This is a genomic window from Desulforhopalus glucosivorans (assembly GCF_054397165.1).
The window spans coordinates 1,869,237-1,884,840 of record NZ_AP044854.1 but is presented as its reverse complement, the minus strand read 5'-3'; the positions used below and the strand labels follow the sequence as shown (position 1 = coordinate 1,884,840).

14 protein-coding genes are annotated in these 15,604 nt (G+C 41.5%); 3 read left to right on the top strand and 11 right to left on the bottom strand.

Translation table 11 applies throughout. The features are described from left to right. Positions 1-29 precede the first annotated feature (29 nt). From tolB to ACX6CI_RS07990, 10 genes are all read right to left on the bottom strand, one after another. A complete protein-coding gene (gene tolB, locus ACX6CI_RS08035; protein WP_458777647.1) occupies positions 30-1,325 on the bottom strand; it encodes a Tol-Pal system beta propeller repeat protein TolB in 1,296 nt (431 codons plus the stop codon). A 16-nt stretch (positions 1,326-1,341) separates the two neighbouring features. Continuing rightward, positions 1,342-2,220, bottom strand: a complete 879-nt coding sequence (locus tag ACX6CI_RS08030; protein ID WP_458777646.1) for an energy transducer TonB — start codon at positions 2,218-2,220, stop codon at positions 1,342-1,344. Positions 2,221-2,250: 30 nt separating this feature from the next. Next, the gene (gene tolR, locus ACX6CI_RS08025) at positions 2,251-2,667 is read right to left on the bottom strand and encodes a protein TolR (protein WP_458777645.1); all 417 of its coding nucleotides are present in this window, start codon (positions 2,665-2,667) and stop codon (positions 2,251-2,253) included. A gap of 4 nt (positions 2,668-2,671) precedes the next feature. Further along, entirely contained in the window at positions 2,672-3,373 is a 702-nt protein-coding gene (tolQ, locus tag ACX6CI_RS08020; protein ID WP_458777644.1) for a protein TolQ, read from the bottom strand. A gap of 414 nt (positions 3,374-3,787) precedes the next feature. Further along, the gene (gene fabZ / locus ACX6CI_RS08015; protein ID WP_458777643.1) at positions 3,788-4,228 is read right to left on the bottom strand and encodes a 3-hydroxyacyl-ACP dehydratase FabZ; all 441 of its coding nucleotides are present in this window, start codon (positions 4,226-4,228) and stop codon (positions 3,788-3,790) included. Positions 4,229-4,231: 3 nt separating this feature from the next. Continuing rightward, entirely contained in the window at positions 4,232-4,972 is a 741-nt protein-coding gene (fabG, locus tag ACX6CI_RS08010) for a 3-oxoacyl-ACP reductase FabG (RefSeq protein ID WP_458777642.1), read from the bottom strand. A gap of 11 nt (positions 4,973-4,983) precedes the next feature. Then, positions 4,984-6,387: a phytoene desaturase family protein gene (locus ACX6CI_RS08005; RefSeq protein WP_458777641.1), complete on the bottom strand. Its 1,404-nt coding sequence runs from the start codon at positions 6,385-6,387 to the stop codon at positions 4,984-4,986. Positions 6,388-6,508: 121 nt separating this feature from the next. Beyond that, complete coding sequence (locus tag ACX6CI_RS08000) at positions 6,509-7,897, bottom strand: phytoene desaturase family protein (RefSeq protein WP_458777640.1); 1,389 nt, start codon at positions 7,895-7,897, stop codon at positions 6,509-6,511. A gap of 4 nt (positions 7,898-7,901) precedes the next feature. Beyond that, complete coding sequence (locus tag ACX6CI_RS07995; RefSeq protein WP_458777639.1) at positions 7,902-8,153, bottom strand: acyl carrier protein; 252 nt, start codon at positions 8,151-8,153, stop codon at positions 7,902-7,904. A 159-nt stretch (positions 8,154-8,312) separates the two neighbouring features. Further along, on the bottom strand, positions 8,313-9,548 hold the full coding sequence (locus ACX6CI_RS07990) for a beta-ketoacyl-[acyl-carrier-protein] synthase family protein (protein WP_458777638.1): 1,236 nt from the start codon (positions 9,546-9,548) through the stop codon (positions 8,313-8,315). 573 nt (positions 9,549-10,121) lie between these two features. Between ACX6CI_RS07990 and ACX6CI_RS07985 the strand changes: the two genes are divergently transcribed. The 3 genes from ACX6CI_RS07985 to ACX6CI_RS07975 are packed head-to-tail and all read left to right on the top strand — an operon-like array spanning position 10,122 to position 13,821. Further along, positions 10,122-12,467, top strand: coding sequence for a cyclic nucleotide-binding domain-containing protein (locus ACX6CI_RS07985; RefSeq protein ID WP_458777637.1), 2,346 nt, complete (start codon positions 10,122-10,124; stop codon positions 12,465-12,467). A 14-nt stretch (positions 12,468-12,481) separates the two neighbouring features. Continuing rightward, positions 12,482-13,495, top strand: coding sequence for a tRNA dihydrouridine synthase (locus ACX6CI_RS07980; protein ID WP_458777636.1), 1,014 nt, complete (start codon positions 12,482-12,484; stop codon positions 13,493-13,495). A 2-nt stretch (positions 13,496-13,497) separates the two neighbouring features. Next, entirely contained in the window at positions 13,498-13,821 is a 324-nt protein-coding gene (locus ACX6CI_RS07975; RefSeq protein ID WP_458777635.1) for a phasin family protein, read from the top strand. A 126-nt stretch (positions 13,822-13,947) separates the two neighbouring features. Here ACX6CI_RS07975 and murJ read toward each other — a convergent pair whose 3' ends face one another. Then, the gene (murJ, locus tag ACX6CI_RS07970; protein WP_458777634.1) at positions 13,948-15,594 is read right to left on the bottom strand and encodes a murein biosynthesis integral membrane protein MurJ; all 1,647 of its coding nucleotides are present in this window, start codon (positions 15,592-15,594) and stop codon (positions 13,948-13,950) included. Between the last annotated feature and the right edge of the window lie 10 nt (positions 15,595-15,604).

Genomic DNA, 15,604 nt, shown 5'->3' with positions numbered 1-15,604 from the left:
ATATTATTTATATAAAATTAAGCTTAATGTTATCTGGACCATTGCGGATAGGTTTGGGATCCAGAAAGGGTAAAGATCCTACGTTGATAGGAACCATTTTTCATTATACAGTATATCTGGTTTCTTTTGCCATCACGTTTTGCAAAGATAATTTGTTGACCATCAGGTGACCATGAAGGTGATTCGTGATGGCTGAGGTCTTCTGTAACCTGTTGAGGGCTGCTTTTCTGTAATGGATCCATAGTGAAAAGCTGATATACCCCGTCTCTAAGACTAGAGTAGACAATGAGATTTTCAGTTGGAGACCAGGACGCTTCAGCATTTTCCGAACCCTCATAGGTTAAACGGCTAACTTTCCGAGTTCGGTAGTCCATAATATACAGTTGTGGTTTTCCACTACGATCAGAGGTAAATACAATGTGGTTGCCATCAGGTGACCAGGTCGGAGATACATTGATTCCCGCACGACTGGTCAGTTGATCGATTATTTTTCCCTTGTTATCAGTCAGGTATAAGTCAGGGGTACCATTCTTAGACAGGGTAAGTACCATGAATCTGCCATCAGGTGACCAGGCGGGAGCCAAATTCAAGCCCTTTCTTCTACTGAGTGCTCGTGTTGTTTTGCTCTGACTTAGGTCAGTAATGTATAAGTTCTGATTACCGGTATGGTAGGAAGAGTACGTTAAAGCGTTGCTTTTTGGCACAAATCGAGGGGAAACAGTTAAGTGTTTATGGCGTGTGACCTGCCTGACCTGTCTACCAAGAATATCAGTGAGGTATACTTCCTTAACATTGTTGACCCGATTTACAAAGGCGATGCGGGTCGCTGCAATACCGGGCATTCCGGTGAGGGATTCGATAACGCTGTCACAGAATTTAAATAGAATTTTATCCTTTTGCTGTAAAGACCCGGAAAAAGTTTTTCCCATAATGACTTCTTTTCCAGCCACATCGTAGAGTCGCATTTCAAATTTGATTGCGCTTGCAGTAGGGGAGTAGTTACCAAGTATTGCATAGTCAGCCCCAAGGCTTGCCCAGTTCGCATCCTGAGTACCACCATAATTGGAGGTGGGTATAATGGAAATGATACCATGAAACTTTAGAGCTTTAGCCAGGGTGTCAGCGACATCGCGTCCAAGTTTCTGCTTTTGCTTGGGCATATTTGTGTTTTGAAACCATGGAACGGCAATTTTAATTTTCCTTGTCTCAGTAGTAGAAATATCTAAATAAACGCGTTCTGCCCCACTTACCGGGAGGGCAACAAAGAAATACAAAAGACTGAGAAGAACAACGAGAAAGGTTTTATTCATGGGTAGTTTAGGCATATCTGAAGTTAATGTATTATTGAATTCCACCAGGTTTGAAATTCAAACCGATTTCTACTCTCTGTTTTTTCATTGCGGCAGGAATGGCAGGCATGGGGTTAGCCGCTCTAATTGTCTGGGTAACAAATTGATCAAAAACCCTATCTCCTGAACGTTGTTCGAAAAAGATATCTGCAATTTGGCCATTTTTATTAATAGTAATTACCGCAGTAGACAATAGGTTTGATTGCTTTTGCATGGACTCGGGTAGAGCCCAATATTGTAATAGCTTGTTTGTAATGGCAGCATAATACATACGAGATATTTTACTAGAGCTTGAACTACTTACCTTTGCACTGCCTTGACTCCCTTTTGTCGAACTACTAGTAGTAGGAATTGCAGGAGACGGTCTGCTTGTCTGCAGCAACTGTTTTTCCATTTCAACAGCTTCACTTGCAAGACGTGCACGTTCGGCGAGTAACTCTTCTTCGCGAATAGCATCAGCGAGTTCCTGTCGTCTTTTTTTCGCAAGATCATTTTGCTGAGGCGTTGGTCTTTTTGGTGTATCAATAACCTTCTTTTTAACCACCTTTTTTTTCAAAGGTTTTAAGGAAACTTTTTTTACAGGTGCACTGGCTGCAGTGGGGTCAGGCTCGGCTATTGGGGCGACTTTTTTGGCCTTTACAGGGGGCGCAATTCTTTTAACCTCAGGTTTTGCTGGAGCAACCTTGGGCGTTGGTGGCGCAGGTGCTGCAGCTACTTGCGGCTCAGCAACATTAATAATACTTACAGTGTAAATGTCTGCAAACTTAGGTTTAGCTTTAAAAAAGCCTGGTAAGTATATACTGCTTAGCAGTACAAGGACATGAAATCCAACAGCCAAATTGAGTGGTAGCTTCCAGTCAGTAGGGCCCATATGATTTACTCGATAATCTGGATTCACAATCTAATTTTGTTCCGGTGGTTTTGTAATCATACCGATTTTATCAAAACCAACAGTTTTGATATCAGACATTACAGTGACAACATGACCATATGGTACATTTTTGTCAGCTCGTAAAAAAATAGGCTGACTTTTATTAGCCAAATATTTTTTTTCTAGCTCTTGAATCATAAGCTCACGTGCAAGTGGAATGCTATTAATACTGATTGCACCTTCTTTGTCCACTGTTACGACTATTGGCTTCTCTTCTTGCCTAAGAGATTTTGAAGTTGTCTCTGGTAGATCAACATTCAATCCCTGGGTCATCATAGGAGCTGTAACCATAAATATGATAAGCAGTACGAGCATAACGTCGACTAGAGGTGTGACGTTAATGTCTGAGACAAGGCGCTTCCTGCCGTTTCCTCGCATGGGTCCCATTGTTTTATACCCGGCTTATGAGATCTCTTTCAACGAGATTTAAAAAATCTGTTGAAAAATTTGAAATTTCACCGTCAATATCGTCAATCTTATTGGCAAAATAATTGTAGAAGATTACAGCAGGAATAGCTACTGCAAGACCAGCTGCAGTTGCAATGAGTGCCTCAGATATACCTGGTGCAACAACGGCGAGAGACGCAGAACCCCTTTGACCGATATCATGAAAAGAGGCCATAATGCCCCACACTGTACCAAACAGTCCAATAAATGGTGTGGCGCTACCGGTGGTGGCAAGAAAAGGAAGGCTGCTGCCAAGGTGACTTAGTTCCTGGGATTCAGCTTTTCGAACCGCTCTTTTCAGGTTGTCCATGGTGGCTAACTGCATGTCGAGGGTTTCTGGTTGTAGTTCAGTATCTTTTCTTGATCTGATTTTATTGATTTTCTGCAGCTCGGTAAAGCCTGCGATAAAGACAGATGCTTGAGGGGAGTACTCAAATTCTTCAGCAGCAGTATGAGCTTCATTGAGGTTTGCAGAATGCCAGAACGTTTCAAGAAAATCTTCAGAGTCAAGGCGTACTTTTTTGAGCAGTCGGGACTTCATTATGACAATAGCCCATGAAACAACGGAGAAAATCAGTAGTGTAAGCATTACAAGCTGACCTACCGGGCCTGCGTTCAAAACCATATCAGTGATTGTTAACTGCACGTATATTTACCTGTTAGTTATGCTTTATAAACTCTAAAAGCAATTTGAATATATTAACTATTAATTTTCCAGATCGGATATGAAATTTCCAGGCTGTAGTAAATTGTCAGCTGAAAAATGCTCATTAAAAACGAATAGTTTCAGATTACTCAGTGATATCTGCTGCAATAAGAATGGTCGGAAAAGCTAATCCGAAAACATTATCTGCGAAGATATCTTACCTATTTTTCCTAAAAATTCAACAGGTCAATTGGTAGTGGAAAATAATGTTGACTGTCCGGTGATAAAGTGCAAAATTTGCACGGTTAAGAGCTATTTAATCGTTGAGTAAAGCCTAATGTTAGTCATCATTAATCGTAGGCTAAGAAGAAAACGTTGACTCTAAAATATGGTGATTTTGAGGTTATAAATAACTCAGGAGTGAGTGGCTGGAGCCATAGCACAGGCAAATTCTACCTGAACGGCACTCTTACCGTTAACCTTAAGGTTACCTTTTAAAATGCTGACATTTGAGATAACCTCTTTGATTGTAACTGATATAGAGGCAGTGTCACCAGGGAGCACACTGCGCTTAAATTTGGCATTATGTATACGGGTTAAAACCGGGACCAGATCTGAGGATTTTTCAGAGCCATTTTGAGCCATGAGTAGAGCTCCACTTTGAAATATGGCCTCGCAAAGGAGAACCCCTGGTGTAATTGGGTTACCTGGATAGTGTCCGGTAAATACCTCATGGTCCGCTGGGAAATGTTTTTCGGTGGTAATGGTAGACGAATCAGATGAAATGATTTTGTCGACCCAGAGAAAGGGTGGTCTGTGAGGGATGAGGCGGGTTATGTCATTTATCTCAGTCATCCTCTATAATCCTCCTGCAATTTCCAGGGTAGTTCCGGTAATGTAACTCGAAGATTTTCCGGCAAGAAACATAACACCATTGGCGACATCATCTACCGTCCCGAATTTACGAACTGGTACCAACTTTTTGTATTCTGCCAATTGTTCTTTTGGCAGGTCTTCTATGAAGTCAGTTGCTATAAAACCAGGGGAGACACAGTTTACAGTTATTTTTTTTCTGGCGACTTCTTTTGCGAGTGTTTTGGTCATGGCAATTTGCCCTGCTTTAGAAGCGGCATAGTTAGCCTGGCCGGCAAAGCCCAACCTTGCGACAGGAGAAGTGATGTTAATAATCCTTCCGTATTTATTTTGCATCATAAGTAAAACGGCTTGCTTGGACATGAAAAAAGTACCAGTCAAATTGACATCAATGACCTGCTGCCATTTTTTTGAATCCATTAATGCAAGGACTGCGTCCTGGCGAATACCTGCATTATTAATAAGAACGTCGAGGCGAGCATAATCATTTTCAATCTTGGAAAATAGCTCGCTTACATCCGATTCGTTAGAAATATCACATTTAAGCAGGGTGAGTCTTGAAGAATATTGCGCATTTTCAGTGGCAAAGGTGTCGGCTGCTTGATTATTGCCTGCATAAATTCCTATGACAGTACCTCCAGCCTTTAGAAAACACTGAGTGATGCCTTTTCCGATACCCCTGGTTGCTCCGGTTACAAGTATTACTTGATCTGTAAAGTCTTCCACAGTGTACTCCTTTAAGACCTGATGTAGCTGTCGACATCATTTGAAACAATGACACCATAGTTAATTGCGCCAAGCCAACCTGACATAATGATGCCAACCGAACCGACATGAAAAAGTCCGCCCACTTCTTTGTGGATGGTTCTTGAGATATCAAGACCTTCAAACTTAGTACCAAATGATGTGCCCTGGGTGTGGAGAGTGTAAGTATTAAATGTCTTGGGTGTGGCGGCTTCTGACCAATCGATTTTTTCTGTTACACCTGGAAGATATCGTTCGAGGTCTTGTATTGATCGATCTATAAGATTAAGTTTTTCCTGTTTGTATTCTTCGGGACTCAATTTTTCCCAGTCACTATACCGGCTGTTCATTGAAGCGACTATGGTGTAACGGTCAAGGCCCGGTCTTGTTTTAGGATAATATATTGAAAATGTTTTTGACTGGGTATGGAAGTCTAGAAGCTCATCAGAGTCAAATTTTTCAGCAGTTGAGGTAAACAGAAGATCTCCAACATCTTCAATGGTTTCACCTTTTTTAATCCCCAGGTAAACCTGGCAGCTTGAGTTATTAACTCTGACACTCTTTGCCCGTTCAAGATAAGAGTCACTATAGTGGTTTTTATCCGTAAGATTAAAAATAGTATTTGTAATACCACTGTTGGAGACAACGGCTTTAGAAAGGATTGTTTTATTGCCAACCTTTACACCGCAAACCTTGCCGTCTTCAATAATGATCTTGTCGACCTTTGCCTTTGTGCAGATAGTAACGCCGTTTTTTTCAAGCTCTGTCTCCATCATACCGATGAGCTTATCAGTACCACCTGAGAAGGTGTACACGCCCTTACTCATAAAATTAGAAAACACAATCCCATAGGTAATTGCAGGGTCGTCCATGGTAGAACCATTGGCGTAGGTGATCGGTTCCATGAGCAGACGATGGACATCACTTCGTCCTGGGAAAAACTGCTCAAAGAGTTCTCTTGTGGTCATTGATTGGTCATCATAGAAATTCATTGAGCCAACAGTCTCAAAAAACTTGTTGATGGTTTCAAGCTCAACACCGAATTCTGTATTTAGAAGTTTCGTGAAGTCTTGTTTGTTGAAGGTGGTCTTAAGAGAGAATTGCGGGTTATTAAAAACGATATTGGGAAGTTGGACAATGGACTGCATTATCTCTTTATTCCAATATTTTTTACAGGTTTTAACCATGCCGTACGGGAAACCGTGTAAAGAAATATCAAAGATATGGCCTCGCCGTTTAAACCAGGTTGCAAGGCCCCCGAGTCTATGGTGGTGTTCAAGCAAGAGAACGGAATGTCCACAGTAGGCCAGACGGTTTGCTGTGGTAAGGCCACCTAGCCCTGAACCAATAATAATAACATCGTACGAGTCGCTTATTTCGTTGAGTGATACAGGCATAAATAAATATCGAAATCAGAAGTTAACATGTTATCTATCACTCGTATCAGATGAACATTGTGATAGTATCTTTTTGTAATTAATGCCGAAGTGGAAAGCTCAGCATATTTGTAATCATTAATTATAATTTGGGAAGTATGTGCTGATTGGCAATTGAAACTCCACTGAGCATGGAGCCTACAATGCCAAGAAATCCCTGGTCAGTCCCTGCGAGAAATAAATTTTGATACCCAATATTGCCATCCTTTACCTTAACAGGGTTGCCGTATATCGCACCCAGACGTTTAGAGGTATACCGTTCAATGGTAACAGGAGTGAATGTGTCTTCCAAAATAATATCCTGACTGAAGGAACCAAAGATGGATTCGAAATAGTCCTTTGATATCGTAGCAGAAGATCGTTTTTGTGCAAGGTAACTTTCTCTGTCTCCAGAAAGCTCTTTCCAGAGACCATAGTTTGCTAGATGGGTAAAACGAACTTCTCTGTTTTCTTTAGCACGAATACCTGAGAAGTTAGCTGGAAAGCAGATGACGCCGCTTGAATGATCTACATAGGAAGAGGGCGAAGCGTAATTAAAACTATTGCCCTTGTTGTAAAACATAATGGTTGTGTCTTGCGGTAGATTAGCTGTGCTGGATTTATCTACTTCGTAAATAGTTTCAATAAATCCAAGTCTTGTGGGACCAGAGCTGTCTGGAAAATTTCCCTCTTCTAAGAGAGCCATAGTCTCATCATGGCCAATAGTTGAGAGAAGATGGTCGCATTCTATATGTTCTCCAGATTCAAGCTCGACACCCGAGACCCTGCCACCGGTCTGGATGATCTTTTGTACTCTGGTATTGGTTCGTATTGTACCGCCAAGAGATGCGTAATGATCAGTTAACAGTTCAAGAAAGTCTTTGATTGTTCCTTCTGGCCGGAACATTCCTTCAATATAAATTGCCCGGAACATGATTGCAAATTGACTCAGGTCCATGTCATTTTCATAACTTGAACCATAAAACATGAGTGGGCAGAGCAGCATATCAACTAAAAGACTATCGCCAAGTAACTCTATCAAATATGTTTTTGCAGACCGAAACGGTGCCGGTTGAAATGGATCAAACTCGTCTATAAACTTCAGTAACAGGGTAAAACTATCGTGGGATTTTGGAAACTTCGTGCGAATTTGACTATTTAACAATTCAAATTCGTTGGAAAAACGCAAAAATTCATGGTCAAACTCGACCCTACTTTCCAGCTGCTGGCGAAGTGTTATATCTTTACGTCGAAGTTTAAGTTGTCGTAATAGACGATTGAGCGGTGCTTTCTTGTCTCTGGGTTCCGCGTAATTTGTAATCGCATGGAGTCCGGTTTCAAGCAGGCTTTTGTTGCGGTAGTAGTAGGAATTGAGGCCGCCTAAACGGCTGTGCTGCTCGAGGATTTGAACCTGAGAGGAAAAGCGGGCAATACGAATTGCGGCGGCAATGCCGGAGAGGCCGCCGCCGATTACCAGAACAGGAACTTTCACAGCATTAGACGTCTTTTAAAAGAGGCTCAAGATAGGTGACGCAGCTGTTGAGAGTGGCAAGATTTGGATAGTCCTCTTCAGGGATTTGAAGCTGATGACGCTTTCTTAGTTCCATGACGATATCAAGGAAATCCATGGAGTCGAGGTCTAACTGATCCCGCAGTGGTTGATCTGGGTCAAGACTGTCGAAATCCGCTTCGTCATCAATGTCTTCAATAATTTCAAGTACCAGATCTTTAATTTCTTCGTTTGTCATGTAATTCTCCAAATTTCACGCTTGATGCTTTTCATCTTTACAATAAACTCTCACTCATAATCAGAGAGAGGATTGATTCTTTTAGGTAGGCAAAACACTTCCTATAACATACCTGAACGATCTTGTTTATAAAATTTTATACTTTAAAAGCAAAAATTATCAGCTAGTGTATTTTTTTATAATGACCGTTGAATTAATACCTACCATACCAAATGAGTTGTTAAGAATAGAATTGATCTTCTTATCTGTAACAGCCTCGTTGATGACCAGATTGTCTAAAGCACAGTCTGGATCGAGCTCATCAATGTTAATTGTAGGGTGAATGGTATTGTCAGTAAATGAGGGAAGATTGCCTGCAAGTTCAAGGACCCCGGCTGCTCCCATTGCGTGACCGATTATACTTTTTGTGTTGTTAACATAGGTGTTTGGGCAGTCACCAAATACCTCCCTGATTGCTTTGATCTCTTCAACATCACCCTGTTTAGTTCCGGTAGCATGGGTGTTAATCAGGTCAATATCTTCAGGATTCATTCCAGCACGCTTCAAAGCAAGGTTCATGCACTCCGCTTGACGGGGGCCGTACGGCAGAACATAATCTCTGGCGTCAGAGTTCATGGCGTAGCCTGTTATTTCACCATATATATGGGCTCCTCTTTCGAGGGCACGGTCGAGCAGTTCAATAGTATACATACAACCACCCTCAGAAATAACAATTCCATTGCGATTCTGGTCAAAGGGGCGAGTCGCAAGCTTTGGGTCATCTGCATGACCAAGTGCATTCTGTGCTTTGAAACTTGCAAAGATCCCGAAGGAGCCTACAGATTCAGAAATACCTCCGGCAAAGGCCATGTCTATTTCTCCCAACCGGAGCATTTGTACAGCCTGTATAAGAGAAGCATTGCCAGCCGCGCACGCAGCGCCGATTGTGTAGTGAGGACCTTGAATATTAAGATTGATTGTAACTTCACCTGCGGGGTTGTTGAGAACCGTGCGGGGATTGTGGTGATGGGTCCAGTAGTCAACGTTATAGTCATACTGGCTAATATTGTAGACTTCATTTTCAGTCTCAACTGTTCCATGCTCAGTGAGGCCAACATAGACACCAATGCGAGAAGGTTCATAAATGGAAAGATCAAGCCCTCCATCCCTGATGGCTTCATTTGCGCAATAAACAGCAATACAGCCTGCTCGGGTACCCTTTTTGTTTTCCTTTTTTTTCCGATATAAGGTTTCGGGAAAATCGCAAACTCCAGCAGGGGCCTTGCCAAAATACCTGAGATCAATTTCGGAGACTCCACTTACGCCGTTAACAAGTTTCTCTCTGAAATCTTTTAAATTATTCGCATTTGGAGCTGTAAGTCCGACTCCTGTTATTACTATTCTTGGATTTTGCATATTTTCGTATGGGCTATTATATTTATGTCTGTAAAATGTCAGATCGTAACTTTACTTATGACTCAAAGATTATTGGTAAGATGAGTTTAATGTCAATACAGAAGGGCCAATGTAGAGTAATTTTATCTAAAATTCAATTTTTATATGTTTCACTGCAAACCTTGTTATCACCAAGAGGAAAAAAATAAAGAACGCAAAAGCTATCTGTTTTATGGCTTCAGTGAGATATGAATCGCGTATTGTGTTGTAATTACAATTCAATACATCTTGATCATCTGCTCTGTGCATAGACTCACTCACAGGTGTCGTTGTTGAAAATGCCCAGGTGGTAAACATAGGATTTTTTCTCAAGCAAAATCCATGTTATAATGATATATATCTATTGCTTGCTGCATTTATCTGTAAGACAGGTCGCTTTTCTTTGAGCTCAATGTATATATGTGTATCATATATATGGCCGAAAAATTATTAATAGTTACTATGAACTACGTATGTCTTGGTGTGAGAGAGAATCACGAAAAAATGGTTCAGAGTTTTTATCGCGATAACGTTTAGAATTAGGCTACAAAATTAATGACTAGAAATGATAAAGATGAAGTTATTGAAAGTGTAAAAAAATCGATCGAAAGTGCTGAAAGAGAAAGGCGCAAGTTGCGGTTTCAGCATAATTTTCTTGAGTTGAAAAATGGTCGCATTCATGCACTTAAGAATGAAGAATTTCTGGTCGATTTTTTAGACTTTCTGAAAACCAATAGAGATGAAAATGACAATGAACAGACGGTTGCCTTGGATTGTCTCAGATCCACAATCGTCAATGACGATATAGCAATCAGGGAGCGGGCTCTTGCTGTTTTGTCTCAATATTCACAATTTGTTCATGACAAAAATGATAAGGTAGCCATGACCAGTGTCATGGATCTCTTGTATAGCTGGGTGATTTTTGAAACGGAAGTACTTCCCGGATCAGTTGTCCTTTGTAAGCGAGTTGAAGAATTACTCGAATGGCTTATATGGAAGGGACTCGTTAAAAATGCTGAAAAAATGCTGTTTTTACTGTCTCAAATCCACCTGGGGCAGATTGAGAAAAGTGCTGCAATACGCTCAATGGCCGGCAATTGTATTGATAGTCTGAAAAAGAAGTCGATACTGGAGACGTTGACCGACGGTTATCTGGCAGAGAATGAATTACGTCAGTACTATAAAAGAATACTAATTCTGCTACGTTCAAGAGCCGTTGCATATTTACTTAACCGTATTATTGAGAGCCACAGTCGTGTTGAAAGATTGGCTATTGTTGACCTGCTTAAGCTGTTTGGAGATGACTCCATACCCGTCCTGCTGAAGTGTTTGAAGTCTGAACAATCATGGTCAGTTATTCGTAATGTTATTGTAATACTCTCTGAAATAGGTGACCTCGACCTCTATGAAAATATCGAGCAGTATTGCAACTATCCAGATGAAAGGGTCCAGCTTGAGGTTGTTCGTTTTATTGCTAAATTTGAGGGTGAAGAAAAAAATAATCACCTTATAAATGCACTGTCACTTGTAGGAGAACGACTTAAAATACACGTTTTACGCTTACTGGTGGAACAAGGTGAAAAAAATGAGGATGCCTTTAATGCCATAAGAGACCTTGCTGAAATGAGGGGTAGTTTTTCAGCCTCTGCAGGAACAGAGCTGCTTAGTGCCATTATCACCACCCTTAAGTATTTCCCATATCCTGAGAGTGTTCATCTCCTTCAAGAGATGAGAAACGATTATAGCAAATCGACTGGGGGGAGCCATATTGTTTTGCTCATTGATGGAGCCTTAAATATCATTGAACCGCAAATTCGACACAGCTCAAGGGAGCAGGGTGTTGTCGATGATATGATATCCTTTGATGCAGACCCTATGAGAAAGAAGTTAGCTTACGCTGTGATGAATGATGTTGAGCAGCAGGTTCAGCGTCATGTTAAAAAGGGTGAGCAGAAAGAGGCGGGCGATCTCATCTACGAACAGGCCGTTAACTATTTAAATCAAAAAGATTATACCGTTGCTGAAATGTTGAGGGATCGACTGCTTGAAGTAAACCCTCTCGCCCTGTCTGAGGTTATTCAGTTAGGAGAGCTCATTGAAGAGCATAAAAGCAATTCCATCACAAGTCATCATATTGAAATCTGGAATGATTTATATGAAGAGATGACCTCAGAGGAGTTTAGTACACTCTATTATGCCTTATGTCAGGAAAATTATAATAAAGGCGATATTATAGTGAAGAGTGGGGAGACCGATAGCAGTCTCTACTTTGTAAATTCAGGATACATTAGTATGAGTTGCGTAGCCGGGGGCAATGAAGTTTTTTTAAAACGTATGCAACCCAGCGATATTTTAGGGATCGATCAGTTCCTTTTTGCCTCGGTCTGGACGGTAAGTCTAACGGCCATTTCAGCTGTACAGCTTCATGTTCTGGACCAGGCAAAGTGGGCGGAGCTCGTTAAGGTTGAACCGGGCATTGAAGATAAATTACTACGTTATTGTAACAAGTATAAAAAAATATCTGAGTTACTGCAGATGTCAGGGGATGACAGGCGTGAATTCCCGCGGCATTCTGTTAGCCTGATCACCAAAAACATGTTGCTTGATCCCTATGGTAAGAAGGGTAAACGTAACTTTAACGGGGAATTAATCGACATATCAAGGGCGGGGTTGGCCTTTACTATCAGGATAGCTAATAAGGAAAATGCAAAGCTGTTGCTTGGACGGCAGATTGTCACAACAATCGCTGTGGAAGGTAAGGAACTCAAGCCTTGTAGTGGGGTGATTGTCGGTGTAAGAATTCATGATCCTGACATGTTTAATTTCTCGGTACATGTAAAATTGTCCAAGAAAATTGATGCTCAGTCGTTGCAGAAAATTATTGAAAATGCTGGTGTATAATCGAGTGAATGCTATTGTCTGGTAATGAAGGTGCAGTAAAAGTCCGGGGTCTTGAAATATGGCCGCCTGTAGCAGTTGCCCCCATGGTAGGATTATCTCACAGTGGACTCAGGAGTCTTGTTCAAGGTCTTGGGGGAGTTGGTTTACTCTATACTGAGATGCTCGCAGCTAAACGGCTTCCAAGTGATAACCCTAAGATATCACCAATGCTTGTGAGAACCGAAGGTGAAAAGCCCTTAGTGTATCAGCTTGTGACTGGAGATAGTAATCACATCCAGCCGGCCATAGAGAAGTTACACAAACTCGGTGCTGATGGTGTTGATCTCAATCTTGGTTGTCCCGCTCCTATACAAAAAAGACAGGGTGCTGGTGCGTCGCTTGCCCTTAACCGGGGGAAGCTTCAAGAGGTCTTGAGACTAATACGCAAAAACACCGACCTGCCTGTTAGTGTTAAGGTTCGTTTAGGCCTCAAGATAGATGACACACAGCTTGCTGAAACATGTAAGTTTTATGAGGCAGAAGGGGTCGATCTTATTACTGTGCACGGCCGGTTGATCGGGGAGAAATTTTGTCGGAAACCGAGGTGGAAGAGTATTGCTGCTGCAAAGAATAGTGTTTCTATACCAGTCTTTGCAAATGGTGGAATTTTTTCTGTAGACGATGCCCGTAAATGTTTAGATCAGTCAGAGGCTGACGGTATTATGGTCGGAAGAGCGGCTGTTGAAAGGCCATGGCTATGCAGTGAGATTGCAGCTTCCCTTTTTGGTATTGAAAATTCTTACGACGAGTTTAATAAAAAAGACATTTTTTTTAGATATTTTGACTTGCTTGAATCCAGCTTTACTATAGATAAAAGACTTGGACGACTTAAACTATTTTCAAGGTATTATGCCGCGTCTTTTAAATTTGGCCATCATCTGACAAGTTGTATATTACGCTCGGAGTCAATGGCCGAGGCAAAAGAGAGATGTGAGCAATTTTTCATTAAAACTGCTCAATCTGAGCTAACACTACACAGTGGGGAGTGAACATGTTTGACACTATAAAAAAAGTAGCTTTTACAGGGATGGGTGTAGCGGCTTTAACAAGAGAAAAGGTTGAAGAGCTGAGCAAAGAGCTGATTGTTAAAGGTAAATTAACTGAACAGGAAGGTGAAAAGTTTGTTCAGGAAATGCTTGTTAAGGCTGAAGAGTCCAAGGTAGCCATAAAGGAGCAAACTGAAAAAATTGTTGCGTCGGCAATGGATAAGGTTCCACTGGTAAAAGCTGACGATGTTCAGCAGTTACGGGATGAAATTATTGCTCTGCGTAAAGATCTTGAAGAGATGAAAAAGCAGAATGCAACCACTGATTAACGGGTAAAGGGAAAATCTGCACAGGTACGTACTATCACCATATTCTTTTATATCAACAGATAAGTGAAACTTCGGATAAAGCGCAGATTCAGATAAGCATAGACATTCGAGGGAGTGTTACAGATATTAAACTGTAGGTTGCTTTCTCAACTTAGCTGTGATTTTTTCAAAGACTACACTTATCACATCAAGTTTAAGTAAGTGGAGTAGGGTAACATAACCTATTCCACTCAGGGCGAATACAACGAGTAATCCTCCCCCCTGCTGCAATAGATTGCCCACTAAGAATGTTTCTACTAAAGGGCGTAGAGTAAATACAATCCCAATTAATCCAGCACACGCTATTCCTATTTTGCCTAGATCTCGTAGTAGCGCAGTCAGGGAATACCCTCCCATACTCTTATAGAGTACAGTCATCAGAAATACAAAATTGATAAGCATCGTACATGATGTTGAAAATGCAATGGCTAGATGTTGGAAGCTTTCTATGGTGTAGTAGACGATAATAATGTTGAAAACCACTGCTATAAAGCTAGCTATAACCGGGTATTTGGTTTTATCCAGTGCGTAGAAGGCAGGGACCAGCACCTTGTTTGCTGAATATGCAAAGAGGCCTATTGCAAAGAAGTTGAGTGTGTTAGCTGTTGCTATGGTGTCAAGCGCAGTGAAGGCTCCATGCTCGAAAATGAGTCGTATGATTGGTTCGGAAAGGAGTATCAGCCAGGCTGTGGCTGGAAGAGTGAGCGCAAAAACCATGGTAAGTGAAGAGATCATGGTCTTCTTCATGCTCTGGATATCTTTTTGAGCAGCTTGCTTGGCAAGAACTGGTAACATTGCAATGGAGAGTGCCACACCAAAAATTCCAATGGGTAGCTGGACCAGACGAAATGCGTAGTAGAGCCATGATACAGCACCATCACCGCAGCTTGAAGCAAAGTTCGTATTAACAAAGAGATTGATCTGTGTCGCAGAAAGGCCAATGGTTGCAGGAATCATTAGCTTTAAAACACGTCTGAGGCCAGGGTCCTTGAGGTCCAGAACTGGTTTATAGCGAAAACCAGTACTGAGAAGCGCAGGTATCTGGATGCCGAGCTGCATGAGCCCGCCTATAAGTGTTCCTATAGCCATACCAACTATGGCTGGTTGTCCAAATTTCGGCAAAATAAAACTTAGACTTACGCCACCGATGATGGAACCTAAGTTGAAAAAACTCGACGCCATTGCAGGGATAAAAAATTTCCCTTTGGTATTAAGCATTCCCATAACAACAGCTGATAACGAGATGAAAATGAGAAACGGTAGCATTATACGGGTGAGTTTCTCTGTAAGTTCAGCTTTTCCTGCGGTAAGTGCAAAATCAGGTGCAAGCAGATGAACTAATGACTCCGCTGAAAAAACAGCGGTTAGAGTGAGTGCGCTGAGCAGGATAAGAATAAACGTCAGAACGTTGGATGCCAGGCGAAATGTCTCTGCTTCAGTCTTCTTTGTGTCGTATGCTGTAAAAACAGTGACAAATGCAGCTGAGAGTGCACCCTCGCCAAAAAGGTCTCGCAGTAAGTTAGGTATTCTAAAGGCAACAACGAAGGAGTCGTAGGTCATTCCCGCACCAAATAGGCCCGCAAATATCTGTTCTCTAATCAAACCGAGAACACGACTACACATAACAGCTATGCCAACAGCCGCTGCAGATTTAGCTATAGTTTTTTTATTACTTGTATCGTTTGTCAACTGAGGAGTCCGCTGGGAAATGTAAGAGAATATTAAGCTCGACAAAGATACTCCT

Bases quoted from the DNA above. Each gene is read 5' to 3' on its own strand.
- tolB (WP_458777647.1), bottom strand. From the start codon at position 1,325: ATGCCTAAACTACCCATGAATAAAACCTTTCTCGTTGTTCTTCTCAGT.
- ACX6CI_RS08030 (WP_458777646.1), bottom strand. From the start codon at position 2,220: ATGGGCCCTACTGACTGGAAGCTACCACTCAATTTGGCTGTTGGATTT.
- tolR (WP_458777645.1), bottom strand. From the start codon at position 2,667: ATGGGACCCATGCGAGGAAACGGCAGGAAGCGCCTTGTCTCAGACATT.
- fabZ (WP_458777643.1), bottom strand. From the start codon at position 4,228: ATGACTGAGATAAATGACATAACCCGCCTCATCCCTCACAGACCACCC.
- ACX6CI_RS08005 (WP_458777641.1), bottom strand. From the start codon at position 6,387: ATGCCTGTATCACTCAACGAAATAAGCGACTCGTACGATGTTATTATT.
- ACX6CI_RS07995 (WP_458777639.1), bottom strand. From the start codon at position 8,153: ATGACAAACGAAGAAATTAAAGATCTGGTACTTGAAATTATTGAAGAC.
- ACX6CI_RS07990 (WP_458777638.1), bottom strand. From the start codon at position 9,548: ATGCAAAATCCAAGAATAGTAATAACAGGAGTCGGACTTACAGCTCCA.
- ACX6CI_RS07985 (WP_458777637.1), top strand. From the start codon at position 10,122: ATGACTAGAAATGATAAAGATGAAGTTATTGAAAGTGTAAAAAAATCG.
- ACX6CI_RS07975 (WP_458777635.1), top strand. From the start codon at position 13,498: ATGTTTGACACTATAAAAAAAGTAGCTTTTACAGGGATGGGTGTAGCG.